This window comes from Pseudomonas trivialis, from assembly GCF_036864995.1.
Taxonomy (GTDB): Bacteria; Pseudomonadota; Gammaproteobacteria; order Pseudomonadales; family Pseudomonadaceae; genus Aquipseudomonas; species Aquipseudomonas trivialis.
In genome coordinates this window covers 1894017-1918990 of sequence record NZ_CP142151.1, presented here as the reverse complement: position 1 = coordinate 1918990, position 24974 = coordinate 1894017, and the positions used below count along the sequence as shown (strand labels likewise).

18 protein-coding genes, 2 tRNA genes and 3 rRNA genes are annotated in these 24974 nt (G+C 58.9%); 13 read left to right on the top strand and 10 right to left on the bottom strand.

Annotated elements, in window-relative coordinates; translation table 11 throughout:
• The first annotated feature begins 115 nt into the window (after positions 1-115).
• Entirely contained in the window at positions 116-2341 is a 2226-nt protein-coding gene (locus VRB54_RS08660) for a TonB-dependent siderophore receptor (RefSeq protein ID WP_338480386.1), read from the top strand.
• A gap of 41 nt (positions 2342-2382) precedes the next feature.
• On the opposite strand, the gene VRB54_RS08655 is transcribed toward VRB54_RS08660, so the two are convergent.
• From VRB54_RS08655 to VRB54_RS08625, 7 genes are all read right to left on the bottom strand, one after another.
• A complete protein-coding gene (locus tag VRB54_RS08655) occupies positions 2383-2850 on the bottom strand; it encodes an SRPBCC family protein (RefSeq protein ID WP_209980830.1) in 468 nt (155 codons plus the stop codon).
• 149 nt (positions 2851-2999) lie between these two features.
• Complete coding sequence (gene mrdA / locus VRB54_RS08650) at positions 3000-4892, bottom strand: penicillin-binding protein 2 (protein WP_338480384.1); 1893 nt, start codon at positions 4890-4892, stop codon at positions 3000-3002.
• Between the two features lie 235 nt (positions 4893-5127).
• A 5S ribosomal RNA gene (rrf, locus tag VRB54_RS08645) occupies positions 5128-5243 on the bottom strand.
• A 172-nt stretch (positions 5244-5415) separates the two neighbouring features.
• Positions 5416-8307, bottom strand: a 23S ribosomal RNA gene (locus VRB54_RS08640).
• A gap of 247 nt (positions 8308-8554) precedes the next feature.
• Positions 8555-8630, bottom strand: a tRNA-Ala gene (locus VRB54_RS08635).
• A 30-nt stretch (positions 8631-8660) separates the two neighbouring features.
• Positions 8661-8737 (bottom strand) — tRNA-Ile (locus tag VRB54_RS08630).
• Between the two features lie 82 nt (positions 8738-8819).
• Positions 8820-10356, bottom strand: a 16S ribosomal RNA gene (locus VRB54_RS08625).
• The 16S, 23S and 5S rRNA genes sit together here with 2 tRNA genes alongside, the layout of an rRNA operon.
• Positions 10357-11038: 682 nt before the next feature.
• Here VRB54_RS08625 and rhtA point away from each other — a divergent pair.
• Together rhtA and VRB54_RS08615 are read left to right on the top strand one after the other, a co-directional pair.
• Positions 11039-11926, top strand: coding sequence for a threonine/homoserine exporter RhtA (gene rhtA, locus VRB54_RS08620; protein ID WP_338480383.1), 888 nt, complete (start codon positions 11039-11041; stop codon positions 11924-11926).
• 166 nt (positions 11927-12092) lie between these two features.
• Positions 12093-12374 (top strand): hypothetical protein, encoded by a 282-nt coding sequence (locus VRB54_RS08615; protein WP_209980821.1) that lies wholly within the window; start codon positions 12093-12095, stop codon positions 12372-12374.
• Positions 12375-12463: 89 nt separating this feature from the next.
• On the opposite strand, the gene VRB54_RS08610 is transcribed toward VRB54_RS08615, so the two are convergent.
• The 3 genes from VRB54_RS08610 to VRB54_RS08600 form a co-directional block, all read right to left on the bottom strand.
• Positions 12464-14272, bottom strand: coding sequence for an aminopeptidase P family protein (locus VRB54_RS08610; RefSeq protein WP_338480382.1), 1809 nt, complete (start codon positions 14270-14272; stop codon positions 12464-12466).
• A gap of 48 nt (positions 14273-14320) precedes the next feature.
• Entirely contained in the window at positions 14321-15481 is a 1161-nt protein-coding gene (locus VRB54_RS08605; protein WP_338480381.1) for a cysteine desulfurase family protein, read from the bottom strand.
• Between the two features lie 232 nt (positions 15482-15713).
• Positions 15714-15983 carry a hypothetical protein gene (locus VRB54_RS08600; RefSeq protein ID WP_338480379.1) on the bottom strand — a complete coding sequence of 90 codons (270 nt, stop codon included), beginning with the start codon at positions 15981-15983 and terminating at the stop codon, positions 15714-15716.
• 255 nt (positions 15984-16238) lie between these two features.
• Between VRB54_RS08600 and ssuD the strand changes: the two genes are divergently transcribed.
• The 10 genes from ssuD (at position 16239) to VRB54_RS08550 (ending at position 24970) form a co-directional block, all read left to right on the top strand.
• Positions 16239-17378 carry an FMNH2-dependent alkanesulfonate monooxygenase gene (gene ssuD, locus VRB54_RS08595; protein WP_338480378.1) on the top strand — a complete coding sequence of 380 codons (1140 nt, stop codon included), beginning with the start codon at positions 16239-16241 and terminating at the stop codon, positions 17376-17378.
• Between the two features lie 32 nt (positions 17379-17410).
• Positions 17411-18511, top strand: coding sequence for a sigma-54 dependent transcriptional regulator (locus VRB54_RS08590; RefSeq protein WP_338480376.1), 1101 nt, complete (start codon positions 17411-17413; stop codon positions 18509-18511).
• 305 nt (positions 18512-18816) lie between these two features.
• Positions 18817-20010 (top strand): PepSY domain-containing protein, encoded by a 1194-nt coding sequence (locus VRB54_RS08585; protein ID WP_338480375.1) that lies wholly within the window; start codon positions 18817-18819, stop codon positions 20008-20010.
• Positions 20007-20543 (top strand): thiamine pyrophosphate-binding protein, encoded by a 537-nt coding sequence (locus VRB54_RS08580; RefSeq protein ID WP_338480373.1) that lies wholly within the window; start codon positions 20007-20009, stop codon positions 20541-20543. The genes VRB54_RS08585 and VRB54_RS08580 overlap by 4 nt, the downstream gene beginning before the upstream one ends.
• On the top strand, positions 20540-20869 hold the full coding sequence (locus tag VRB54_RS08575) for a hypothetical protein (protein WP_231423250.1): 330 nt from the start codon (positions 20540-20542) through the stop codon (positions 20867-20869). Before VRB54_RS08580 ends, VRB54_RS08575 begins: the two co-directional genes overlap by 4 nt.
• Entirely contained in the window at positions 20866-21426 is a 561-nt protein-coding gene (locus tag VRB54_RS08570) for a DUF6162 family protein (RefSeq protein WP_338480372.1), read from the top strand. Before VRB54_RS08575 ends, VRB54_RS08570 begins: the two co-directional genes overlap by 4 nt.
• Before the next feature lie 19 nt (positions 21427-21445).
• On the top strand, positions 21446-22366 hold the full coding sequence (locus VRB54_RS08565) for a metal ABC transporter substrate-binding protein (RefSeq protein ID WP_186751405.1): 921 nt from the start codon (positions 21446-21448) through the stop codon (positions 22364-22366).
• Positions 22363-23109: a metal ABC transporter ATP-binding protein gene (locus VRB54_RS08560; RefSeq protein WP_338480370.1), complete on the top strand. Its 747-nt coding sequence runs from the start codon at positions 22363-22365 to the stop codon at positions 23107-23109. Before VRB54_RS08565 ends, VRB54_RS08560 begins: the two co-directional genes overlap by 4 nt.
• Positions 23106-24005: a metal ABC transporter permease gene (locus tag VRB54_RS08555; protein WP_003231872.1), complete on the top strand. Its 900-nt coding sequence runs from the start codon at positions 23106-23108 to the stop codon at positions 24003-24005. Before VRB54_RS08560 ends, VRB54_RS08555 begins: the two co-directional genes overlap by 4 nt.
• The gene (locus VRB54_RS08550; RefSeq protein ID WP_338480369.1) at positions 24005-24970 is read left to right on the top strand and encodes a metal ABC transporter solute-binding protein, Zn/Mn family; all 966 of its coding nucleotides are present in this window, start codon (positions 24005-24007) and stop codon (positions 24968-24970) included. The genes VRB54_RS08555 and VRB54_RS08550 overlap by 1 nt, the downstream gene beginning before the upstream one ends.
• Positions 24971-24974: the final 4 nt, after the last annotated feature.

Here is a 24974-nt window from a genome sequence, read left to right as displayed (position 1 = left end):
TGCAAAGCGCTAATAATAATTACTATCATTTGCATCGGAGTCGTATCCGCGCAGTGAGGACGCGCAACGCTGTTGCCCTTTTCCTCACATTGACGGTTCTCCGTCAGGATCGACCATGCCCACCTGTAACCGACTCGCCGTGCCGTTTCGCCCTACCCTGCTCGCCCTTTGCTGCTTCCTGAGCCTTACCGCCCATGCTGCTACCCCGGCCGATCCGAATACGCGCCAGGACGGCAACACACTGGAATTGGGCGCCACCAACATCAGCGCCGACGCACCCGCGCCGAACGCGCTGCCGCCGGCGTACAGCGGCGGACAGGTGGCACGCGGTGGTCAATTAGGTGTGCTGGGCAATCAGGACATCATGGATGTGCCGTTCAGCATGGCGTCCTATACCGAGAAGTTGATCCGCGACCAGCAGGCCGAAACGGTGGCCGATGTGCTGCTCAACGACTCGTCCGTGCGTCAGGCCTCGGGGTATGCGAACCAGGCGCAGGTCTTTGTGATTCGCGGCCTGCAACTTAATGGTGACGACATTTCCTTCAACGGCCTGTACGGCATCCTGCCACGTCAGATCATGTCCACCGACGCGCTGGAGCGCGTGGAAGTGTTCAAGGGTCCCAATGCCTTTATCAACGGCGTCACGCCGGGCGGCTCGGGCATTGGCGGCGGCGTGAACCTGCAACCCAAACGCGCCGATGATGTGCCGCTGCGCCGCTTCAGCACGGATATCAGCAGTGATGGCCGGGTGGGCGAGCATCTGGATGTGGGCCAGCGGTTTGGCGAGGGCAATCGTTTTGGCGCGCGGGTGAATATTTCCCAGCGCGAAGGCGATACCGGCATTGATGACGAGAACCAGCGGGCCAAGCTGTTCGCCGTCGGCCTGGATTATCGTGGCGATGCCCTGCGTTTGTCGGGTGATTTCGTTTACCAGAAACAGCGCGTCAACGGCGGCCGTAACTCGGTGTTCCTGGGCACCGGCGTCACCCACATCCCGAGTGCACCCTCGGCCGATACCAACTACGCGCCAAGCTGGAACGCAACCAACATCGAAGACACGCTGGGCATGCTGCGCGGCGAATACGACCTCAACGACACCTGGACCGCCTACCTTGCCGCCGGCGCCAAGCACACCAATGAAAGCGGGCGCTATTCGTCGGTGACCCTGACCGATAACTTCGGCACGGCCAAGGTGACCGGTTCGCGCATAGCCCATCAGGAAGACAACACCAGCCTGATGACCGGTCTCAATGGCAAGTTCCAGACCGGTGCGGTCAGCCACCAACTTAACATAGGCCTGACAGGCACCTGGACGCAGGCACGCAATGCCTACGAGTTCGACTTTACGCCCAACGCCAGCAACCTCTACCACCCTTCCAGCGACATTGCACAACCGGTGCGCGGCACGGTGAACGGCGGTGACCTGGGGGACCCTGGCATCACCGCCAAGACGTTCGTGCGCAGTGCGGCCATCTCTGACACCTTTGGCTTCCTGGATGACCGTCTGCTGTTCACTGCCGGGCTGCGCCATCAGGAAATGGTCATGCAGAACTATGCGTATGGTTCCGGCCCGCGCAGCTCCAACTACACGGCGTCAATCAACACGCCGGTTTACGGGATCGTGTTCAAACCCTGGGAGCATGTGTCGTTTTATGCCAACCATATCGAAGGCTTGACCCAGGGGCCGACGGCGCCGGTGTCGTCCGGTGGCCTGACGGTGACCAATGGTGCACAAGCCTACGCGCCCGCCCGCTCGAAACAGACTGAAGCGGGGGTAAAACTGGACATGGGCACCTACGGCGCAACGCTGGGTGTATACCGTATCGAGCAACCGAGTGATGGCTACTCGATCCAGACCGACGCGACCACCGCGACCTATGTGCGCGAAGGCCAGCAAATCAACCAGGGGGTGGAGCTGAATGTCTTCGGTGAGCCTGTGAGTGGTTTGCGTTTGCTCGGTGGCGTAACGGTAATGAAGACCGAGCTCAAGGACACGCTCAATGGCGCCAACGACGGCAATCGCGCGATCGGTGTGCCTTCGTTCCAGCTCAATGCGGGGGTGGATTGGGATGTGCCGGGACTGCAGGGCGCAACCCTCAGTGGTCGCATGCTGCGCACTGGCGGCCAATACGCCGATGCCGCCAACAACCTGAGTCTGCCGGCCTGGAATCGCTTCGACCTGGGTGCGCGCTATACCTTCAAGGTGGATCAGCGCGATGTGACGCTTGGCGCCAATGTGGAGAATGTCGCCAATGAGAAATACTGGGAGTCGGCGTTGGGGGGTTACCTGAGTCAGGGTGAACCGCGTGTTGCCAAGTTGTCGGCGACGATTGATTTTTAATCGCCATCGAAACCGGGCATCGCTATCGATGCCCGTTTGGGTCAAGCCTGGCGGGCGGCGCCCAGGTAGCTTTCGATATTGCCCATCTGGTCGTCCCAGCCACGGGAGTTCATCTTGAACGCCTTCTGACGACGGGCTTCAGGCACCTTGTCGAAACCGGATTCGACAACCCGCAGCAGGATGCCTGGTGCACGGTCCTCGATGGTAAATTCCACCAGCGTCGGGGTTTCGTTGTCGTAGTCGACGCCCTCCAGCACCGCGAAGGGATGCCAATGGAAAGAGAACAGGGTTTGCGGCAGGATGCGTTCGATTCTGGCTTTCCAGACCACGTGTTCGTAGCCGGGATAAGTAATCGGCGCTTCGACGGTCTCCCCTTCGACAAAGCGCTTGCCCTTGAGGGCAACGCCAAACCAGGCGCCAAATTGCTCTGCGTCGGTGAGTGCTTCCCACACCTTTTTACGTGAAGCGTTGAGCAGAATTTTCCGCTCGATGCGATCCAATACGTGCATAAGTCACCTCCTCCATTGACCTTAGGTGACATCGACAGATGCGCAACCCGGGTTGCGCGCGCTGATGCCACGTCCTTGACCAAGCCAATGGTTATGACTGACCCGTTGCAGGGAAGTTGCTTTTGTAATCTGCGCGCTAACGGCTTGATCTAGACGCGCGGGTCACCTGGCGCCTTGCTCGGCGTCGCGTACTGCGGCTTCAGGTGGCCTTCCTGGTCGAGCAGCCAGGCGTCCATGATCTGCCTGACCACAGGGCCGGCCACGCGCCCGCCGGCCTCGCCGTTTTCAATCATCACCGAGATCACGATTTTAGGGTGCTCGGCGGGCGCGAAGCCGACGAACAAGGCGTTGTCGCGATGACGCTCCAGGGTCTTGTCGCGGTTGTAACGCTCGCCCTGTTTGATCGCCACCACCTGCGCCGTACCACTCTTGCCCGCGATGCGGTATTGCGCACCCTGTGCGGCAGCCCGGGCGATGCCGCGCGGGTCATGCATCACCAGTTGCATGCCGTGGTTAACCTGCTCCCAGTCACGCGGATCCTTGAGGACGACATTGGGCATCGGGTTTTCGTCCACCGGCGGCACACCGTTGATGGTCTTGGCCAGATGCGGCCGATTCCATACGCCCTTGTTGGCGATCAAGGCCGTGGCCTGGGCCAACTGCAATGGCGTGACCTGCATATAGCCCTGGCCGATACCGAGGATCACGGTTTCGCCGGGGAACCAGGGTTGACGCCTGGTCGCGCGCTTCCAGGCCTGGGATGGCATGAGGCCTGCGGACTCTTCAAACATGTCCAGCGAGACTTTCTGGCCGAGGCCGAATTCGGTCAGGTAGTCGTGCAGGCGGTCGATGCCCAACTTGTGGGCGAGGTCGTAGAAGTAGGTGTCGTTGGAGCGCATGATCGCCGCGTCCATGTCCACCCAGCCGTCGCCACTGTGGTTCCAGTTGCGGTATTTGTGATCGAAATCCGGCAGTTGGTAATAGCCCGGGTCGAACACGCGGGTTTGTGGGGTGACGACGCCACTGTCCAGGCCCGCGATAGCCACTTCCGGCTTGATGGTTGAGCCTGGGGCGTACAAGCCTCTGAGGACGCGGTTGAACAGCGGTCGGTCAATGGAGTCGTGCAGTGCGGCGTACTCCTTGAAACTGATACCGGTGACGAACAGGTTCGGATCGAAACTGGGTTTGCTGACCATGGCCAGCACTTCGCCGGTTTGCGGATCGAGAGCGACCACCGAACCACGACGGTCGCCCAGGGCTTCTTCGGCGGCTTCCTGGAGGTGAACGTCGAGGCTCAGGACAATATTTTTACCGGGGATCGGATCGGTGTGCTTCAGCACTCGTAATACGCGGCCTTGGGCATTGGTCTCGACTTCTTCATAACCGACATGGCCATGCAACTCGGATTCGTAGAAGCGTTCAATACCGGTTTTTCCGATGGACTGGGTGCCGCGGTATTCCACCGAGTCCAGGGCCTTGGACTCTTTCTCGTTGATACGACCAACGTAGCCGATGGAGTGCGCGAAGTGCGCACCGAGCGGGTAATGGCGAACGAACTGCGGTTCGACATCCACTCCGGGCAGGCGGAATTCGTTAACCGCAAACAGAGCAATCTGTTCTTCCGTCAGCTCATAAAACAATGTGACAGGAACGAAAGGATGACGTGCCTGCTTCAATGCCTTGTCGAATACCGCACGGTCTTCGGCAGGCAAGTGCAGCAGGCTGACGATGGCGTCCAGCTCCGCCTTGAGATCAGTGGCGCGCTCCCGGGTGATGGTGAGGTTGTAACTGGGACGGTTGTCAGCCAGCACCACGCCGTTGCGGTCATAAATCAGGCCGCGGGTCGGGGTGATGGGCAGAACATGGACCCGGTTGTTTTCAGAGATCGTGGAGTGGTAATCGAACTGCACCACCTGCAGGAAATACAAGCGGCCCACCAGGGCGCAGGTGATGCCAATCACCAACAGGGCGCAGGTCAGCAGGCGCTTGTTGACCAGGCTGTTTTCTTTTTCGTGATCTTTGATCGGTATGGGTCCGGGCATTTCTACAGCATCTCGTTGAATAAGGTCGACGCCGCGTCCTGCGGAAAGAGATCAATCCTTGTGAAAAGGTGCTGCACCATACCAAAAATGCAGAAACACTTTGCATCGAATTCCCGAACGGCAGTTCGGTAATGGGCGTCGAGCGTGGAACAAAACGGTGAGCGTTTAGTGAACACTTTCCAATCGCCCAAAACAAAACCCCATCTGCTTTCGCAAATGGGGTTCTGGAATTTAATCTTGACGATGACCTACTCTCACATGGGGAAACCCCACACTACCATCGGCGATGCATCGTTTCACTACTGAGTTCGGGATGGGATCAGGTGGTTCCAATGCTCTATGGTCGTCAAGAAATTCGGGTACTGAGTCGCGACCAGATGGCCTCGCTTCAGCAAATTGGGTATGTGACAGCTGTCGGTGTTTTGTGAGCGTCGAACTTTCGGTTCATCTCGTCTTCACACACCGCAATCTGATGCTTCTGCTTGTTTCCAAGTCAGGAGTAGTCAAATTGCTTGGGTGTTATATGGTCAAGCCTCACGGGCAATTAGTATTGGTTAGCTCAACGCCTCACAGCGCTTACACACCCAACCTATCAACGTCGTAGTCTTCGACGGCCCTTCAGGGAACTCAAGGTTCCAGTGAGATCTCATCTTGAGGCTAGTTTCCCGCTTAGATGCTTTCAGCGGTTATCTATTCCGAACATAGCTACCCGGCAATGCCACTGGCGTGACAACCGGAACACCAGAGGTTCGTCCACTCCGGTCCTCTCGTACTAGGAGCAGCCCCTCTCAAATCTCAAACGTCCACGGCAGATAGGGACCGAACTGTCTCACGACGTTCTAAACCCAGCTCGCGTACCACTTTAAATGGCGAACAGCCATACCCTTGGGACCGGCTTCAGCCCCAGGATGTGATGAGCCGACATCGAGGTGCCAAACACCGCCGTCGATATGAACTCTTGGGCGGTATCAGCCTGTTATCCCCGGAGTACCTTTTATCCGTTGAGCGATGGCCCTTCCATACAGAACCACCGGATCACTAAGACCTACTTTCGTACCTGCTCGACGTGTCTGTCTCGCAGTCAAGCGCGCTTTTGCCTTTATACTCTACGACCGATTTCCGACCGGTCTGAGCGCACCTTCGTACTCCTCCGTTACTCTTTAGGAGGAGACCGCCCCAGTCAAACTACCCACCATACACTGTCCTCGATCCGGATAACGGACCTGAGTTAGAACCTCAAAGTTGCCAGGGTGGTATTTCAAGGTTGGCTCCACGCAGACTGGCGTCCACGCTTCAAAGCCTCCCACCTATCCTACACAAGCAAATTCAAAGTCCAGTGCAAAGCTATAGTAAAGGTTCACGGGGTCTTTCCGTCTAGCCGCGGATACACTGCATCTTCACAGCGATTTCAATTTCACTGAGTCTCGGGTGGAGACAGCGCCGCCATCGTTACGCCATTCGTGCAGGTCGGAACTTACCCGACAAGGAATTTCGCTACCTTAGGACCGTTATAGTTACGGCCGCCGTTTACCGGGGCTTCGATCAAGAGCTTCGCGTTAGCTAACCCCATCAATTAACCTTCCGGCACCGGGCAGGCGTCACACCCTATACGTCCACTTTCGTGTTTGCAGAGTGCTGTGTTTTTAATAAACAGTCGCAGCGGCCTGGTATCTTCGACCGGCATGAGCTTACGGAGCAAGTCCTTCACCCTCACCGGCGCACCTTCTCCCGAAGTTACGGTGCCATTTTGCCTAGTTCCTTCACCCGAGTTCTCTCAAGCGCCTTGGTATTCTCTACCCAACCACCTGTGTCGGTTTGGGGTACGGTTCCTGGTTACCTGAAGCTTAGAAGCTTTTCTTGGAAGCATGGCATCAACCACTTCGTGTTCTAAAAGAACACTCGTCATCAGCTCTCGGCCTTAAGATCCCGGATTTACCTAAGATCTCAGCCTACCACCTTAAACTTGGACAACCAACGCCAAGCTGGCCTAGCCTTCTCCGTCCCTCCATCGCAATAACCAGAAGTACAGGAATATTAACCTGTTTTCCATCGACTACGCTTTTCAGCCTCGCCTTAGGGACCGACTAACCCTGCGTCGATTAACGTTGCGCAGGAAACCTTGGTCTTTCGGCGTGGGTGTTTTTCACACCCATTGTCGTTACTCATGTCAGCATTCGCACTTCTGATACCTCCAGCAAGCTTCTCAACTCACCTTCACAGGCTTACAGAACGCTCCTCTACCGCATCACTTACGTGATACCCGTAGCTTCGGTGTATGGTTTGAGCCCCGTTACATCTTCCGCGCAGGCCGACTCGACTAGTGAGCTATTACGCTTTCTTTAAAGGGTGGCTGCTTCTAAGCCAACCTCCTAGCTGTCTAAGCCTTCCCACATCGTTTCCCACTTAACCATAACTTTGGGACCTTAGCTGACGGTCTGGGTTGTTTCCCTTTTCACGACGGACGTTAGCACCCGCCGTGTGTCTCCCATGCTCGGCACTTGTAGGTATTCGGAGTTTGCATCGGTTTGGTAAGTCGGGATGACCCCCTAGCCGAAACAGTGCTCTACCCCCTACAGTGATACATGAGGCGCTACCTAAATAGCTTTCGAGGAGAACCAGCTATCTCCGAGCTTGATTAGCCTTTCACTCCGATCCACAGGTCATCCGCTAACTTTTCAACGGTAGTCGGTTCGGTCCTCCAGTTAGTGTTACCCAACCTTCAACCTGCCCATGGATAGATCGCCCGGTTTCGGGTCTATTCCCAGCGACTAGACGCCCTATTAAGACTCGCTTTCGCTACGCCTCCCCTATTCGGTTAAGCTCGCCACTGAAAATAAGTCGCTGACCCATTATACAAAAGGTACGCAGTCACCCAACAAAGTGGGCTCCCACTGCTTGTACGCATACGGTTTCAGGATCTATTTCACTCCCCTCTCCGGGGTTCTTTTCGCCTTTCCCTCACGGTACTAGTTCACTATCGGTCAGTCAGTAGTATTTAGCCTTGGAGGATGGTCCCCCCATATTCAGACAAAGTTTCTCGTGCTCCGTCCTACTCGATTTCATGACTAAGAGATTTTCGCGTACAGGGCTATCACCTACTATGGCCGCACTTTCCAGAGCGTTCCGCTAATCTCAAAGCCACTTAAGGGCTAGTCCCCGTTCGCTCGCCACTACTAAGGGAATCTCGGTTGATTTCTTTTCCTCAGGGTACTTAGATGTTTCAGTTCCCCTGGTTCGCCTCTTACGCCTATGTATTCAGCGTAAGATAACCATCTTATGATGGCTGGGTTCCCCCATTCAGACATCTCCGGATCAAAGTCTGTTTGCCGACTCCCCGAAGCTTTTCGCAGGCTACCACGTCTTTCATCGCCTCTGACTGCCAAGGCATCCACCGTATGCGCTTCTTCACTTGACCATATAACCCCAAGCAATCTGGTTATACTGTGAAGACAACATTCGCCGAAAATTCGAATTTCTCAGTTAAGAGAACTCACAAATTTTACCTTAGCCTGATCCGTTACCAGTGAAAGTAACGTTCAGTCTATCTTTCTATCACATACCCAAATTTTTAAAGAACGATCTAATCAAAGACTAGAAATCAACATTCACCATCATCACAATGGAATGCTCATTTCTAAGCTTTCATACAACAGAAGCAGTAGTGGTGGAGCCAAACGGGATCGAACCGTTGACCTCCTGCGTGCAAGGCAGGCGCTCTCCCAGCTGAGCTATGGCCCCGTATTTCTACAGGCGTTTCCCACACAAAATTGGTGGGTCTGGGCAGATTCGAACTGCCGACCTCACCCTTATCAGGGGTGCGCTCTAACCAACTGAGCTACAGACCCAATTTCGGGCTGCTTCTTATCGTCTTCTTCAATGAATCAAGCAATTCGTGTGGGAACTTATGGAGCAGCTGATGTCGTCGATTAAGGAGGTGATCCAGCCGCAGGTTCCCCTACGGCTACCTTGTTACGACTTCACCCCAGTCATGAATCACACCGTGGTAACCGTCCTCCCGAAGGTTAGACTAGCTACTTCTGGTGCAACCCACTCCCATGGTGTGACGGGCGGTGTGTACAAGGCCCGGGAACGTATTCACCGCGACATTCTGATTCGCGATTACTAGCGATTCCGACTTCACGCAGTCGAGTTGCAGACTGCGATCCGGACTACGATCGGTTTTGTGGGATTAGCTCCACCTCGCGGCTTGGCAACCCTCTGTACCGACCATTGTAGCACGTGTGTAGCCCAGGCCGTAAGGGCCATGATGACTTGACGTCATCCCCACCTTCCTCCGGTTTGTCACCGGCAGTCTCCTTAGAGTGCCCACCATTACGTGCTGGTAACTAAGGACAAGGGTTGCGCTCGTTACGGGACTTAACCCAACATCTCACGACACGAGCTGACGACAGCCATGCAGCACCTGTCTCAATGTTCCCGAAGGCACCAATCTATCTCTAGAAAGTTCATTGGATGTCAAGGCCTGGTAAGGTTCTTCGCGTTGCTTCGAATTAAACCACATGCTCCACCGCTTGTGCGGGCCCCCGTCAATTCATTTGAGTTTTAACCTTGCGGCCGTACTCCCCAGGCGGTCAACTTAATGCGTTAGCTGCGCCACTAAAAGCTCAAGGCTTCCAACGGCTAGTTGACATCGTTTACGGCGTGGACTACCAGGGTATCTAATCCTGTTTGCTCCCCACGCTTTCGCACCTCAGTGTCAGTATTAGTCCAGGTGGTCGCCTTCGCCACTGGTGTTCCTTCCTATATCTACGCATTTCACCGCTACACAGGAAATTCCACCACCCTCTACCATACTCTAGTCAGTCAGTTTTGAATGCAGTTCCCAGGTTGAGCCCGGGGATTTCACATCCAACTTAACAAACCACCTACGCGCGCTTTACGCCCAGTAATTCCGATTAACGCTTGCACCCTCTGTATTACCGCGGCTGCTGGCACAGAGTTAGCCGGTGCTTATTCTGTCGGTAACGTCAAAACAATCACGTATTAGGTAACTGCCCTTCCTCCCAACTTAAAGTGCTTTACAATCCGAAGACCTTCTTCACACACGCGGCATGGCTGGATCAGGCTTTCGCCCATTGTCCAATATTCCCCACTGCTGCCTCCCGTAGGAGTCTGGACCGTGTCTCAGTTCCAGTGTGACTGATCATCCTCTCAGACCAGTTACGGATCGTCGCCTTGGTGAGCCATTACCCCACCAACTAGCTAATCCGACCTAGGCTCATCTGATAGCGCAAGGCCCGAAGGTCCCCTGCTTTCTCCCGTAGGACGTATGCGGTATTAGCGTCCGTTTCCGAACGTTATCCCCCACTACCAGGCAGATTCCTAGGCATTACTCACCCGTCCGCCGCTCTCAAGAGAAGCAAGCTTCTCTCTACCGCTCGACTTGCATGTGTTAGGCCTGCCGCCAGCGTTCAATCTGAGCCATGATCAAACTCTTCAGTTCAAACATCTTTGGGTTTTTAAGAAACCCTAAACTTGGCTCAGCAATCGTTGGTTATTCTTTGATTTCTCGCGGAGTAACTTGTGATGCTGATAATCTTGTTGACTATCAGTCTGACTCCACAAGCACCCACACGAATTGCTTGATTCAGTTGTTAAAGAGCGGTTGGTTAAGACCTTTCGTCTCAACCGAGGCGCGCATTCTACAGCAGCCTCATTTGCTGTCAAGTGATTATTTTCAGAAGCTTTCGAAGAATTCTTCAACAACTTCAACCACTTGCGCTTCCGATCTCTCGTCAGCGGGAGGCGAATTCTACAGCGTTACACGCTGCTGTCAACACCTCTTTTTCTGCGCTTTCGACCGAGAAGATCGAAACGTTAATAGCGCCAAACAACACCGCACTATCAACTCCTTCTGGGCTTCGATGAACTGAAGCAACTCGCTGTCGAAACTTGCATAACTACTTGTTTACCAAGGAGTTTTCCGTTTCGACTGCGCCGGAAGTGGGGCGAATTATAGACTTCCAGAATCTGCCGTCAACCCTTAATTTTGATTTTCTATCAATCCATATCAAATTGAGCAGACCATTCTATAGGTACGTAGCGTTGAGCAATATATTGCTCATCAAGCAACACTTGAGCATCATAGCGTCCTCTGCCTTTATAACCCTGGACAAACATACTTAATGATCACCGCACCCCGCAGCCTGGCATCGACGCTGTTCCCGGTAGGCCTCCTGTTAATAGCCATGGCCTCGATCCAAACCGGTGCCTCGCTGGCCAAGAGCATGTTCCCGATCGTTGGCGCACAAGGCACCACCACTTTGCGCCTGATTTTCGCCAGCATTATCATGCTGCTCATATTACGTCCGTGGCGCGCTACATTTACGGCGAGATCGCTGCGCACCGTGTTCATCTACGGGATAGCGCTGGGCGGCATGAACTTCCTCTTCTATATGTCGCTGCGCACCGTCCCCCTGGGTATCGCGGTAGCCCTCGAGTTCACCGGCCCTCTCGCTGTGGCGATCTACGCCTCGCGCAGGGCAATAGATTTTCTATGGATCGCGCTAGCGATTATCGGCCTGCTCCTGCTCATACCAACCGGCGAAGCCAGCAGCAGCATTGACCTGACGGGTGCAGCCTACGCGCTGAGCGCAGGCGCGTGCTGGGCGCTCTACATACTGTTCGGGCAAAAGGCCGGTAACGACAATGGCGTCCAGACCGCAGCGCTGGGTGTAATGATCGCTGCCCTGTTCGTCGCACCGATCGGCATCGTGCACGCCGGCAGCGCACTGTTGACGCCAGCCTTGATACCCGTCGCCATCGCCGTGGCTATTCTCTCAACCGCCCTGCCCTACACCCTCGAGATGGTCGCGCTCACCCGCCTTCCCGCCCGCACATTCGGCACGCTGATGAGCATCGAGCCCGCATTTGGCGCACTGTCGGGTCTGCTCTTTCTGCATGAACACCTTTCCTTCGCGCAATGGATGGCCATCACCTGCATCATCCTGGCGTCCACAGGCGCCACCCTGACGATGCGCAACCAAGCCAAGCCGCTGGTGCCGGTCGACTGATCAGCTTTCAAAACCAGGTATGGTATTTACTGCTCTTTTAGGCCATGTTTAAGCCTTAAACGAATGTCATTCATGGAGAGTTTCGACAGGGACAGCGCGGACGCACAATCGAGAGCGAGCACAGCCTGCTTCAGGCATTTTTGCCAGGCGGCTATTAAGGATGGGAATGAAGCGAATTTTGATACTGTTAGTGATCGTGGCCGTTTCAGGCTGTGCCGCGACCACCAAGACAGAAGTTAAGCGGGGCAAAAAAGGGCTGCATATCAACTGTTCCGGCCTGTCCTCCTCCTGGGATCAGTGCTACACCAGTGCGGCCAACGCATGCGGCGCCAAGGGCTACCGGGTGATCGCCAAGTCCGGCGAAAACTCCGAAGAACCCGGGGACTATCCGTTCGGCCTCAACCCTGCCGGTTACACCAGTCGCAGCATGATCGTTATCTGCAAGTAATCACCTGAGCGGCCCACCCATGACCGCTCTTCTATATCCCCGCCAGCTCGACCATCGCCGCAAAAGCGCCCTGAACCGGGCGCAGCCTCTTAAATAGCGACCGTACGCACCAGCAACCACTCCAGCGCAACGCCATTGAGCAATGGACTCAAACGTTCACGCACCTCGGCATGGTAAGCATTGAGCCACGCGCGCTCGTCAACCGTCAGCAACGACGCCTCCAGACAACGCGTATCAATCGGACACAGGGTTAGGGTTTCAAACCTGAGGAACTCACCGAACTCGGTTTTACCCGCCTCACGGTTCAACACCAGGTTCTCGATACGCACTCCCCAGCGGCCCGGACGATACGTGCCAGGTTCAATGGACGTAATCATCCCGGGTTGCATCGCCGTCTGTGGCGCGGCGGCGGCCTGATAGGCAATCACCTGAGGACCTTCGTGCACATTGAGGAAATAGCCTACGCCGTGACCGGTGCCGTGACCGTAATCCACGCCTTCAGCCCAGATTGGCGCGCGTGCGATGGCATCCAGCAACGGCGACAGGATGCCCTTGGGAAAATGCGCCTGTGACAAGGCAATCACGCCCTTGAGCACCCGCGTACAGTCGCGCTTCTGCTCTTCGCTCGGCGTACCGATGGGCACCATCCGCGTGATATCCGTGGTGCCCCCCAGATATTGGCCGCCCGAGTCGATCAGCAGCAGGCCATCACCCTCGATTAACGCATGCTCTTCTTCGGTAGCGTGGTAGTGCGGCATTGCGCCATTGGCGTTGAACGCGGCAATGGTGTTGAAACTGAGTGACACATAACCCGGGCGACGCGTACGCGCAGCGGTCAGGTGTTCATCAATCGTCAGCTCGGTAATACGCTCACGCCCCAGAGCGCTGTCCAACCAGGCGAAAAATTCGCACAAGGCCGCACCATCCTGCTCCATCGCCTGACGGATATGTTCCGCGTCGGCCAGACTCTTGCGGGATTTGGCAAGCGTGGTCGGGTTTAGGCCTTCCACCAGCTTGACGCCAGCATCGAGGTTTTCCAGCAAGCCCGCCGTCACCCGCGCGGGATCAATCTGCAAGCTCGCACCCGACGGCACTGCACGCAGCCCATCGGCCACCTCACTGTAGTCACGCAAGGTCACGCCATCCTGCTTGAGCACGGCACGCAGCTCGGCGTCGACTTTGCTCAGGGCCACAAACAGGGTGGCCTGCTGCTGGCTGATCAAGGCAAATGACACAAACACCGGGTTGAACGACACATCGCCGCCGCGCAGGTTGAACAGCCAGGCGATGTCATCCAGGGTCGCGATGAAATGCCAATCGGCACCCTTTTCCGCCAGGCTGGCGCGCAGAGCGGCAAGCTTCTCGCCACGGCTGACGGTCGCCTGCGGCGGCAGATGCTGGTAAATCGGCTGATTCGGCAGCGCCGGTCGGTCCTGCCAGGCTTCACTGAGCACATCGATATCGGTGCGCAAGCGCGCGCCCCGCTCGGCCAGCTTGCCGCCCAGGGTGCGCGCCGAGGCCACTGCCATTACTGCGCCATCCACTGCCACCACACCGCCTTCGGGAGTCTGTTCGGCCAGCCATTCCAGCGGGCCGGGTTGACCCGGTTGCAGCTTGACCAGCTCGATGCCGCTGCCCTTGAGCTCCTTGGTCGCCTGTTCCCAGTAGCGACTGTCTGCCCACACACCGGCAAAATCTGCAGTGACGATCAGCGTACCCACCGAGCCATGAAATCCTGACAACCATTGGCGACCCTGCCAGTAACCCGGCAGGTATTCAGACAAATGCGGGTCGGCCGACGGCACCAGCAGGGCATGAATGCCCTCGCGGCTCATCAGTTCACGGGTAACTGCCAGGCGCCGGGGCACCGTGCCATGGTTCAAAGGCTGCGTACTCATTGTGTCTCCTGCTAACCACTCATCATTATTATGTGTGCGAATCAAAACTCAGACAGCCCAGAATGCCGGTGCACTGGCGACTGCTGCCTTGATCAGTTGCACGGCCTCATCGATATCCTGCTCGGTGGTAAACCGACCGAGGCTCAAGCGAATGGTACGACCGGCAGCACGCGCATCATGTCCCAACGCCAGAAGGACGTGGGACGGCGCGTTGCTTGCCGAGTTACACGCCGACGTCGCTGAAAACGCAATGCCCGCACTCAGTGCAGCGGAATTGAATTCGCCTTCGCTGAACGTGAGGCTCAACGTGTGGGGAATACGCTGGGTGGGGCTGCCATTGAGGCGCACGCCGGCAATCGACTGCAGTTGATCCAGCAAGCGCTGACGCAAGGCCGCGATCTGTGCCTTCTCTTCAGTAAAAGACTGCGCCGCCAGGGCGAATGCCGTGCCCATGCCGGCAATCTGGTGCGTGGGCAAGGTGCCGGAACGCAGTCCGCCCTCGTGACCACCACCGTGAATCTGCGCCAGCACCTTCTGCTGCGCACGTGGCCCGACATACAACGCGCCGATCCCCTTGGGACCGTAAAGTTTGTGAGCAGAAAATGACATCAGATCCACTGGCCACTGGGCCAGGTCGATAGCCACCTTGCCCGCACCCTGCGCCGCATCCACATGGAACAACGCGCCATGCGCTCGCACGCGCGCGCCGATGGCCGGGATGTCGTTGAGGGTGCCCAGCTCGTTGTTCACCAGCATCAGCGAGACCAGAAAAGTATCTTCGCGCAACGCTTCGCTGACCGCATCGGCACTGATCAGGCCATCGGCGTCCGGCACCAGGTAGGTCACCGCCACGCCGGTGTCCTGCAGTTGCCGAGCGGTATCCAGCGTAGCCTTGTGCTCGATCTGGCTGGTGATGACATGCCCACCTGGCACACCGCGCGCCTGGGCTACCCCCTTGATCGCGAGATTGCTGGATTCAGTGGCGCCGGAGGTCCAGACGATCTGCTCGGACCGGGCCCCCACCAACTCGGCCACCTGGCCACGTGCCTGCTCAACCGTATGCCGGGCCGCCTGGCCAAACGCATGGGAACTGGACGCTGGGTTGCCGAAGTTGGCATTGAAGCCCAGGCACTCGACCATCACCTGGATCACGCGCTCATCCACTGGCGTGGTGGCGGCGTAGTCGAAATACAACGGACGTTTATTCATGACGTTAAAAACTCGCAGCGCGTATTACCGAGAGCAACATCCCGGGGCATTGACCAGAACAGAGTTCGTCAGGTTTAACCGATCAAATGCCATTGAAGAAGGGCCACTGTATGTAAATGTGCGTAGGAACGCTCCTGAAATTCAGCTTAACAGGCTGAAGTGATCCCATGGCAAACAAAAAGCCCGAGATTCCTCCAGGGAAACCTCGGGCTTTTTGCCGCCGGCTGCACGCTCAACTGGGACGACCCAACAACTTGGCGCTGCGCTCCGCATTCATTTCGCCCTGGCGATCAAAACCGATCGGCTTGGGCGACTGCCGGGTCAGTGCGGCACGCTGCTGTTGATAATCGTCAAACGACAAACCGCGACGGCTCAACGCTTCCAGCGCCAACTGGCGGGTTTCTTGCGCGGTATAGGGACGCAATTGCGGCGCCGTATGCGTCGCACATCCGGCCAACACAGCGGTAACGAGCAGTAGCAAAACAGCGAGTGAACGGTTCATGGCGATGGCCTTGGGGAGTCGGTTGCGAGTCAATGAACACAGGCTACTCCCGACCCCTTCAGGTGAAAAATCACCGCCCGTGATAGTCGCTATTAACCGTTTCAGCCGCTTCGACAGCAACGCACTCATATTCAATTAAGATCTATAAATAGAGAAATACGTTCATTTACGGAATAAAAATAACCTTCTATAACTAATGCCGCCTTTAGAACCGCACGCGCCACCTCCCTGCTGAATATCGCTCAAGGATCTGTCATGGATGTTTTCTGGTTTCTGCCAACACATGGCGACGGTCATTACCTGGGCACTACCCAGGGTGCTCGCCCGGTCACGCTCAATTACCTGAAGCAGGTCGCGCAGGCGGCTGACAGCCTGGGTTACTACGGCGTGTTGATTCCTACTGGTCGCTCGTGCGAAGACTCCTGGGTCATCGCCTCGGCGCTGGTACCGCTGACGGACCGCCTGCGTTATCTGGTGGCGATCCGCCCGGGCATCATCTCGCCCACCGTCTCGGCACGCATGGCAGCCACTCTGGATCGCCTGTCCAACGGTCGCTTGCTGATCAACGTGGTCACCGGCGGAGACCCGGATGAAAACCGCGGTGACGGCAGCTTTCTCGACCACGCCGAACGCTACGAAGTCTCCGACGAATTCCTCAGAATCTGGCGCCGCGTCTTGCAGGGCGAATCGGTCAATTTCGAAGGCAAACACCTGCGCGTGCAAAACGCCAAGGCGCTTTACCCACCGGTGCAAAAGCCCTATCCGCCGCTCTACTTCGGTGGCTCCTCCGACGCCGCCCACGACCTGGCCGCCGAGCAGGTTGACGTGTACCTCACGTGGGGCGAGCCGCCGGCCGCTGTTGCGGAAAAACTCGCTGACGTTCGCGAGCGCGCCGCGCGCCATGGCCGCACAGTGAAGTTCGGCATCCGCCTGCATGTGATCGTGCGCGAAACCGAAGAAGAGGCCTGGAAAGCCGCCGACAAACTGATCGAACACATCAGCGACGAGACGATTGCCGCCGCGCAAAAATCCTTCTCGCGCTTCGACTCCGAAGGCCAGCGCCGTATGGCCGCCTTGCACGATGGGCGTCGCGACAACCTGGAAATCGCGCCCAACCTGTGGGCCGGCGTCGGCCTGGTACGTGGCGGCGCCGGCACCGCACTGGTGGGCAACCCACAGCAGGTGGCCGAACGCATCAAGGAATACGCCGACCTTGGGATCGAGAGCTTTATTTTCTCCGGCTACCCGCACCTTGAAGAGGCCTATCGGTTCGCCGAGCTGGTTTTTCCGCTCCTGCCGGAACCGTACGCCAGCCTGGTCGGCCGCGGCGTTACCAACCTGACGGGCCCGTTTGGCGAAATGATTGCCAACGATGTACTGCCCGCCAAGACCTGAGATCTTCGCCAGACAAAAAGAGTGAGCAAACCATGCAGCTTTTGACCCTACCGCCCTCGCCCGCCCTCGCCACCTCGATCCGCGCCACGGCCCAGGTGTTCGAAGACCCCAAATCCCAAGCGCTGCTCGACCATATCCAGCAAGTGGCACCCAGCGAAGCCAGCGTGCTGATCATCGGCGAGACCGGCACCGGTAAAGAGTTGGTGGCGCGCCACATCCACAACCTCAGCGCGCGGCGCAACCGGCCATTTGTGGCGGTCAACTGCGGCGCGTTTTCCGAATCGCTGGTGGAAGCCGAACTGTTCGGCCATGAAAAAGGCGCGTTTACCGGCGCCCTTGGCGCCAAGGCTGGCTGGTTCGAAGAGGCGGATGGCGGCACGCTGTTCCTGGATGAGATCGGCGATTTGCCGATGGCGATCCAGGTCAAGTTATTACGCGTGTTGCAGGAGCGCGAAGTGGTGCGCCTGGGGTCGCGCAAGAGCATCCCGATCGATGTGCGCGTGCTCGCGGCCACCAACGTGCAACTGGAAAAAGCCATCAACGCCGGGCACTTTCGCGAGGATCTTTATTATCGACTCGATGTGGTCAGCCTGGAGCTCAGCCCGTTGCGCGAACGCCCCGGCGATATCATGCCGCTGGTGAGGCACTTTATCGAAGCCTACAGCCGGCGCCTGGGCTACGGCTCGATCAGCATCAGCCGTGAGGCCGAACAGAAACTCAAGAGCTACAGCTGGCCGGGCAATATCCGCGAATTGGAAAACGTCATCCATCACACTCTGCTGATCTGCCGTAACCGCGTGATCGAACGCGACGACCTGCGCCTGTCGAACCTGCGCATCGAGCGCCAGGACGACAGCCAGCACATCGACAACAGTGCCGAAGCCCTGCTGGCGCGTGCCTTTCAAAAACTGTTCGAAGAGCAGGCCGGCGCCCTGCATGAGAAAGTCGAAGACGCGCTGCTGCGCGCCGCCTACCGCTTCAGCCATTACAACCAAGTGCACACGGCCAATCTGCTGGGCCTGAGCCGTAATGTCACGCGCACGCGCCTGATCAAGATCGGCGAATTGGCGGTGAACAAACGGCGGCCCGGCGAAAACATGCAAGGCGAACGGGTGCTGCACCTGTCCGTTTAGGCTGCAGTGCAAAGCTTCGCCCTTTTCACCCCGATAAATATATGAGGAACTCATGTGGGAGCGGGCTTGCCCGCGAATACGCTGTGTCAGTCGATAAATCCGGCAACTGACACGCCGCATTCGCGAGCAAGCCCGCTCCCACAAGGGCATTCACGTGGCCGTCCGAAACATTTTCTTTCATTTGCGCCTTGGGGTTTTCTCATCCTCATCCGTCTTAACTTAGATACAGCCTGTCGCGTCAGCAAAAGCTACGACCGGCCTTTCCCGGGCCAGCAGCGCCCTCTCCCATCAAGACCCGCATTGACATGTCGAAGAAGTCACGCTCAAAACTCTGGTTTCTCGTACACAGCTGGCTGGCATTGCCCATCTGGTTCTTCGTGCTGATCGTTTGCGTCACCGGCACCCTGGCAGTGGTCAGCCAGGAAATCGTGTGGCTGGCCAACCCGGACATTCGCGCGAGCAAACCGTCGGATGACGCCCAACCGCTGAGCTTCGACCAGGTGATCGCCGCCATCGGGCGCGACGAGCCCAAGGCGATCGTGCGATCGATCATCCGCCCCGATGAATCACACTTTGCCCTGACCGTCGGCCTCAGCTACCCCGACGGCCGCACAGTGGAGGCCTACGCCAATCCATACACCGGCGCGATCCAGGGCATCAGCCCGTCGTTCAACTTCCAGCAATTCACCCGCGCCCTGCACGGCTGGTGGCTGGTGCCGTTCACCAATGGCTACAGCTGGGGCTGGTACCTGGTGTCGCTGCTCGGTCTGCCGCTGCTGGCGTCCCTGATCACCGGGCTGGTGGTGTACAAGCGTTTCTGGAAAGGCTTCCTGCGCCCGACCCTGCGCATCCGCCATGGCGCGCGCATTTTCTGGGGCGACTTTCACCGCCTCAGCGGGATCTGGTCGATCTGGTTCATCGCAGTGATCTCCATCACCGGCACCTGGTTCCTGATCCAGGCGATCCTGGGCGACAACCAGATCTCCATCTCCAGCGAACCCATCGTGCCAGTGATAGCCCGCGACAAGGTGCCGTTGTCGGCCCCCGGCGTGCCGGCGCCCATGATTGCGCTGGACGAGGCGATCAAAATCGCCACCCAGCGCATTCCCGGGCTGGATGCCACCTTTGCCTTCCTGCCGCTCAACGCCTACAGCCATCTGCAGATCGGTGGTCGGGGCTGGTACCCGCTGATGTTCCAGACCGCGCAACTGAACCCCTATAACGGTGAAATCGCCGTGTCGCACCTGCTGTCCGACCGCAGCACGCTGGAGTTCGTCACCGAATCCATGCGCCCGCTGCATACCGGTGATTTTGGCGGGCTGTGGATCAAGCTGATCTGGGCCTTCTTCGGCCTGGTACTGAGCATGATGGTGTTGAGCGGCCTGTTGATCTGGACCAAGCGCACAGCGCTGGTCACGCTCAATGCCCTCAAGCGCGAAGCCAAAAAGCAGCAGGCGCAGATTGCAAAACCGGTCGAGTCCTCGGAGGTCCACTCATGAGCAAGGTCGCTGCCGTACCGCCCCCGCCACTGCGCGCCTTCTGGCTCAAATGGCGCTTCCACATCAATGTCCTGCTGCTGCTGATCCCCCTGGGTTTCATGCCCAAGTACTTTGCCGACGCCGCGCTGTTTCGCGGCGACACCGGCCTGGGCGAACGGGTGGCCGGCCAGGTGCAGGTCGGGCCCTGGAGCCTGACCCTCGCCGAATTTCGCAACGAGGGCCCAAGCCCGGATCCGGCCGGCCCGATGAAGTTTTTCAACGCCGCCCTGTGCGACAGCTGCGCCGAACAGGTCAAGGCCACCTACCTGCGCATCGGTAAACCCCGCAGCCTGCGCGCCGCCGGGGTGATCTTCTTCGGTACGCCGTACCGCATGGGCGCCGCCCTGCCCGTGCCGGAACGCACGCCGGCCGACGCTGAACTGTGGGTCACCATGGAAGGCTGGGACGGCACGATGCACCAGGGTTCCATCCCGCTGAGCCAGGCCTCGCCTGCCACTATTGCCTGGCTGAACAAGCAAGGAGTCAAACCATGAACATGATGCATCCGGCCCGCGTCGCCGCAGCGCTGCTGCTGTGCGCCGGCTTTAGTAGCCCGGCGCTAGCTCACAACCCGATGTGCGAATGCAAGGAAATCCCCGGCGAGCAGATCCAGTGCAAAGGCGGATTTTCCGACGGCAGCGGCGCACCCGGCGTGACCCTGGACGTGATCGGCTACGACGAGACCATCCTGGTGCCGGGCAAGCTCGGCGAGGATTCGACCCTGACCTTCAAGAAGCCTTCGGCCGAGTTCTATGTGCTGTTCGATGCGGGTCCCGGCCATGTGGTGGAAATCGACCAAGCGGATATCCAGCCGCAATGAGTACCACACAGGTTGTACGCCCAGCAGGGGCCGGCCACGAAACCCTCTACGTGCTACTGCTGTGCCTGATCATTCTGGCAGTGGCGGGCAGCGTGGTGGCGTTGCACGGTGAATCCCGCGAAGTGACCGCCGTGCCCAGCCATCAGTTGGACGCCCGCCGCGACCTCAGCGCCGCCGAGCAAGGCATCTACGCCGACCTGCGGGTGACCCTGGATGAAATCCATCTGCTGCAACAGGAGCAAAGCGCGCTGCCGACGCCTGAACAACTGGCCGAAGAAGGGTTCGCGCCATTTGCCCAAGACGCAAGCTCGGTCAGCCGTGGCGGCCATCGCTGGCAGTTGCTGGCGCCGGCGGCCTACCTGGGGCTGAGCCAGGCACCGGCCACCAGCGGTTCACTGCTGATGCGCGTGCAGGGCAGCGAGCCGGATATCTGGCTCAACCGCAACGCCAACCTCGCCACACCCTCCGACCTTACTGACCAGGCGCTGATCGCCGCCGGCTGGCGGCAGGTGGTTGCGCAATTCGATGCCGGCGTCACCCGCCAGCACCGTCACTGAACGAGAAGACCGATTGCTTATGTCCATTTCATCTCCCCTGTTGCGCCTGTTACTGGTTGGCCTGCTCAGTCTGCTGCTGGCACCCCTCGCCAACGCCGAGGCGGCCAAACGCCTGCGCATCGGCATCACCCTGCACCCTTATTACAGCTACGTGGCGAACATTGTCGGCGACAAGGCCGACGTGGTGCCGTTGATCCCGGCCGGCTTCAACCCCCACGCCTACGAACCGCGCGCCGAAGACATCAAGCGCATCGGCACCCTCGACGTGATCGTGCTCAACGGCGTCGGCCATGACGACTTCGCCGACCGCATGATCGCCACCAGCGAACGCCCGGATATTCCCGTGATCGAGGCCAACGCCAACGTGCCACTGCTGGCCGCCACCGGCAACGCCGCGCGCGGTGCGGGCAAGGTGGTCAACCCGCACACCTTCCTGTCGATCAGCGCGTCGATTGCCCAGGTCAACAACATCGCCCGCGAGCTGGGCAAGCTCGACCCGGACAACGCCAGTGCCTACACCCGGAACGCCCGTGCCTACGGCAAGCGCCTGCGCCAGATGCGCGCCGACGCCCTGGCCAAGCTCACCCGCGCGCCCAACCCGGACTTGCGCGTGGCCACCGTGCACGCAGCCTACGACTACCTGCTGCGCGAGTTCGGCCTGGAAGTCACCGCCGTGGTCGAACCGGCCCATGGCATCGAACCGAGCCCCAGCCAGTTGAAGAAGACCATCGATGAGCTGCGTGCGCTGGACGTGAAAGTGATCTTCTCGGAGATGGATTTCCCGTCCACCTATGTCGACACCATCCAGCGTGAGTCAGGCGTCAAGCTGTACCCGCTGTCGCATATTTCCTACGGCGACTACAGCGCCGAAAAGTATGAAGTGGAAATGACCGGCAACCTCAACACGGTGGTGCGCGCGATTCAGGAGTCGGGGGCATGACGGCGGCCGAACAGCTCAACGTTGCCAGCGTCGGCCCGACCATCGATTTCGACAAGGTATCCCTGACCCTGGGCCGCACGCTGATTCTGGACAGCGTGAGTTTCCAGGTGCAGCCAGGCAGCATCCATGCACTGGTGGGGCCCAACGGCGGCGGCAAAAGCTCGCTGATCAAGACCCTGCTGGGGCAGACGCCGCACCAGGGCCGTTTGAGCCTGGCGTGGCCGCACAGCCCCGGCACTATCGGCTACGTGCCACAGGCGCTGGAGTTCGACCGTGGTCTGCCGATGACGGTGGACGATTTCATGGCCGCCATGTGCCAGCGCCGCCCTGCGTTTCTCGGCCTGTCCCGGCATTACGCGGCAGCGATTGGCGAGGCGCTGGAGCGCGTCGGCATGCAGGACAAACGCAAGCGGCGCATGGGCGCGTTGTCTGGCGGTGAACGCCAACGCGTGCTGCTGGCCCAGGGCCTGATTCCGGCCCCGCACTTGCTGGTGCTGGACGAACCGATGTCAGCCCTCGATGAGGCGGGCATCCAGGTGTTCGAGCGCCTGCTGCACGACTGGCGCCTGGCCGGCATCACCTTGCTATGGATCGAGCACGACCTGGAAGCCGTTGGCCGCCTGGCGGATCGCGTCACCGGCCTGAACCGCCGCGTGCTGTTCGACGCCACCCCGAAAGAGGCGCTCACACCGGATCGCCTGCTCACGCTGTTCTCTACCCACCCTCGGAGCCCGGCGCAATGAGTTATGAAGCGTTTCGTCTGATGGTTCAGGGTTGGGCCTCGTCCGGCTACCTGCCGGAAGCACTGGCCTACGGTTTTGTGGTCAACGCCCTGCTTGCCGGCCTGCTGATCGGCCCGGTGCTGGGCGGCCTCGGCACCCTGGTGGTGGTCAAGCGCTTTGCGTTTTTCTCCGAGGCGGTCGGTCACGCCGCGCTGACCGGCGTGGCCGTGGGCATCCTGCTCGGCGAGCCCTACACCGGGCCCTATGGCAGCCTGTTCGGCTACTGCCTGCTGTTCGGCATTCTGCTCAACTACCTGCGCAACCGCACCGGCCTGGCGCCCGATACCTTGATCGGCGTGTTCCTCTCGGTGTCCCTGGCGCTGGGGGCAAGCCTGCTGCTGATCCTGGCCGGCAAGATCAACGTGCACATCCTCGAGAACGTGCTGTTCGGCTCGGTGTTGACGGTCAACGGCAATGATCTGCTGGTGCTGGCGATTGTCGGTGCACTGGTGATGGCCCTGGCGTTGCCGCTGTACAACCGCATCATGCTCGCCAGCTTCAACCCGCAGCTGGCGGCAGTGCGCGGGGTGGCGGTAAAGACCCTGGACTACCTGTTCGTGATCCTGGTGACGCTGATCACCGTGGCGGCGGTCAAGGTGATCGGCGCCATTCTGGTGGGTGCGCTGCTGGTGATTCCGGCGGCGGCGGCACGTTTGTTGAGCCAGTCGCTCAAAGGCTTCTTCTGGATCTCGGTGCTGATCGCCACCGTCAGCACCCTGTGCGGCATCCTGCTGCCGATCATCTTCGACCTGCCTGTTCCGTCCGGCGCCGCGATCATTCTGGTGGCCGGTATCGCTTTCGCCGTGGCCGCCATCGCGCGCGGCACCGTGCCCAGCCTCAAAGGGAATCTTGGATAATGCGTCCTGTATGTCGCCCATTGGCTCTGGCCATCGCTTGCTTGCTCAGTACACCGGCGCTGGCCGTGGTGGATGGTTTCCACACAAAGGATTTCGTCGCCAATCACGGGCTCGGCCATGCCGCGCTGATCAAGGCCAAATCCGTCAAGCCGATCAAGGTGCTGGCTTCGCTGCCCATCACCTACGGCTTGGCCGAGGTGCTGCTCAACGGCACCGATGTGCTATTGGAACGCGCCGCGCCGGCCAACCTGCCCGGCTCGCGGCAGGCGTCCTACTTCACCGGGCGCGGCGCCCAGGCGCTGGGCACTCTTGCCCAAGACGCCGACGCGGCCATCGGGCTGCGCTCACTGTGGCCGGACGACCCGCTTTACCCGGTGGCGCGTCGCAGCAACATCCGCATCGTCGAGGTTGATGCCGGGCGCCCCGTGGACGGTGGCTTGCCGGGCATCGCCCTGCAGCCGGGTGCCGCCGATGGGCTGAACAGCCAGCCCTGGCAGTCCAGCAATAACATGGGACGCATGGCCGATGTGATGGGCGCCGACCTCAGCCGCCTGGCGCCCGGCGCCAAGGCGAAGATCGACGTCAACCTGGCCGCACTCAAACACCGCCTGCTCCAGCTCAGCGCCGACAGCGAGGCACGGCTGGCCAAGGCGGACAACCTGAGCGTGGTCAGCCTAAGCGATCACTTCGCTTATCTGGTCAGCAGCCTGAACCTGGAAGCAGTGCGCACAGACGCACGCCCCGACGCCCAGTGGACGCCCGAAGATTTGCAAAAACTCAGTGCTGAACTGAAGGAAAACGATGTGGCGGTGGTACTGCATCATCGCCAGCCGAGTGAGGCGGTGAAGGCAGCCATCACCGAAGGCGGCGCGAAGTTGCTGGTGCTGAACGTCGACGGTGCCGACCCGGTGGCAGAGCTGGAAACCAATGTGGGTCAGGTGATCAAGACACTCGCCACTGACTGACACT

Excerpts from the sequence above, each read along its gene's own strand:
- VRB54_RS08660 (WP_338480386.1), top strand. The coding sequence starts at position 116 with ATGCCCACCTGTAACCGACTCGCCGTGCCGTTTCGCCCTACCCTGCTC.
- VRB54_RS08655 (WP_209980830.1), bottom strand. The coding sequence starts at position 2,850 with ATGCACGTATTGGATCGCATCGAGCGGAAAATTCTGCTCAACGCTTCA.
- mrdA (WP_338480384.1), bottom strand. The coding sequence starts at position 4,892 with ATGCCCGGACCCATACCGATCAAAGATCACGAAAAAGAAAACAGCCTG.
- rhtA (WP_338480383.1), top strand. The coding sequence starts at position 11,039 with ATGATCACCGCACCCCGCAGCCTGGCATCGACGCTGTTCCCGGTAGGC.
- VRB54_RS08615 (WP_209980821.1), top strand. The coding sequence starts at position 12,093 with ATGAAGCGAATTTTGATACTGTTAGTGATCGTGGCCGTTTCAGGCTGT.
- VRB54_RS08610 (WP_338480382.1), bottom strand. The coding sequence starts at position 14,272 with ATGAGTACGCAGCCTTTGAACCATGGCACGGTGCCCCGGCGCCTGGCA.
- VRB54_RS08605 (WP_338480381.1), bottom strand. The coding sequence starts at position 15,481 with ATGAATAAACGTCCGTTGTATTTCGACTACGCCGCCACCACGCCAGTG.
- VRB54_RS08600 (WP_338480379.1), bottom strand. The coding sequence starts at position 15,983 with ATGAACCGTTCACTCGCTGTTTTGCTACTGCTCGTTACCGCTGTGTTG.
- ssuD (WP_338480378.1), top strand. The coding sequence starts at position 16,239 with ATGGATGTTTTCTGGTTTCTGCCAACACATGGCGACGGTCATTACCTG.
- VRB54_RS08590 (WP_338480376.1), top strand. The coding sequence starts at position 17,411 with ATGCAGCTTTTGACCCTACCGCCCTCGCCCGCCCTCGCCACCTCGATC.
- VRB54_RS08585 (WP_338480375.1), top strand. The coding sequence starts at position 18,817 with ATGTCGAAGAAGTCACGCTCAAAACTCTGGTTTCTCGTACACAGCTGG.
- VRB54_RS08580 (WP_338480373.1), top strand. The coding sequence starts at position 20,007 with ATGAGCAAGGTCGCTGCCGTACCGCCCCCGCCACTGCGCGCCTTCTGG.
- VRB54_RS08575 (WP_231423250.1), top strand. The coding sequence starts at position 20,540 with ATGAACATGATGCATCCGGCCCGCGTCGCCGCAGCGCTGCTGCTGTGC.
- VRB54_RS08570 (WP_338480372.1), top strand. The coding sequence starts at position 20,866 with ATGAGTACCACACAGGTTGTACGCCCAGCAGGGGCCGGCCACGAAACC.
- VRB54_RS08565 (WP_186751405.1), top strand. The coding sequence starts at position 21,446 with ATGTCCATTTCATCTCCCCTGTTGCGCCTGTTACTGGTTGGCCTGCTC.
- VRB54_RS08560 (WP_338480370.1), top strand. The coding sequence starts at position 22,363 with ATGACGGCGGCCGAACAGCTCAACGTTGCCAGCGTCGGCCCGACCATC.
- VRB54_RS08555 (WP_003231872.1), top strand. The coding sequence starts at position 23,106 with ATGAGTTATGAAGCGTTTCGTCTGATGGTTCAGGGTTGGGCCTCGTCC.
- VRB54_RS08550 (WP_338480369.1), top strand. The coding sequence starts at position 24,005 with ATGCGTCCTGTATGTCGCCCATTGGCTCTGGCCATCGCTTGCTTGCTC.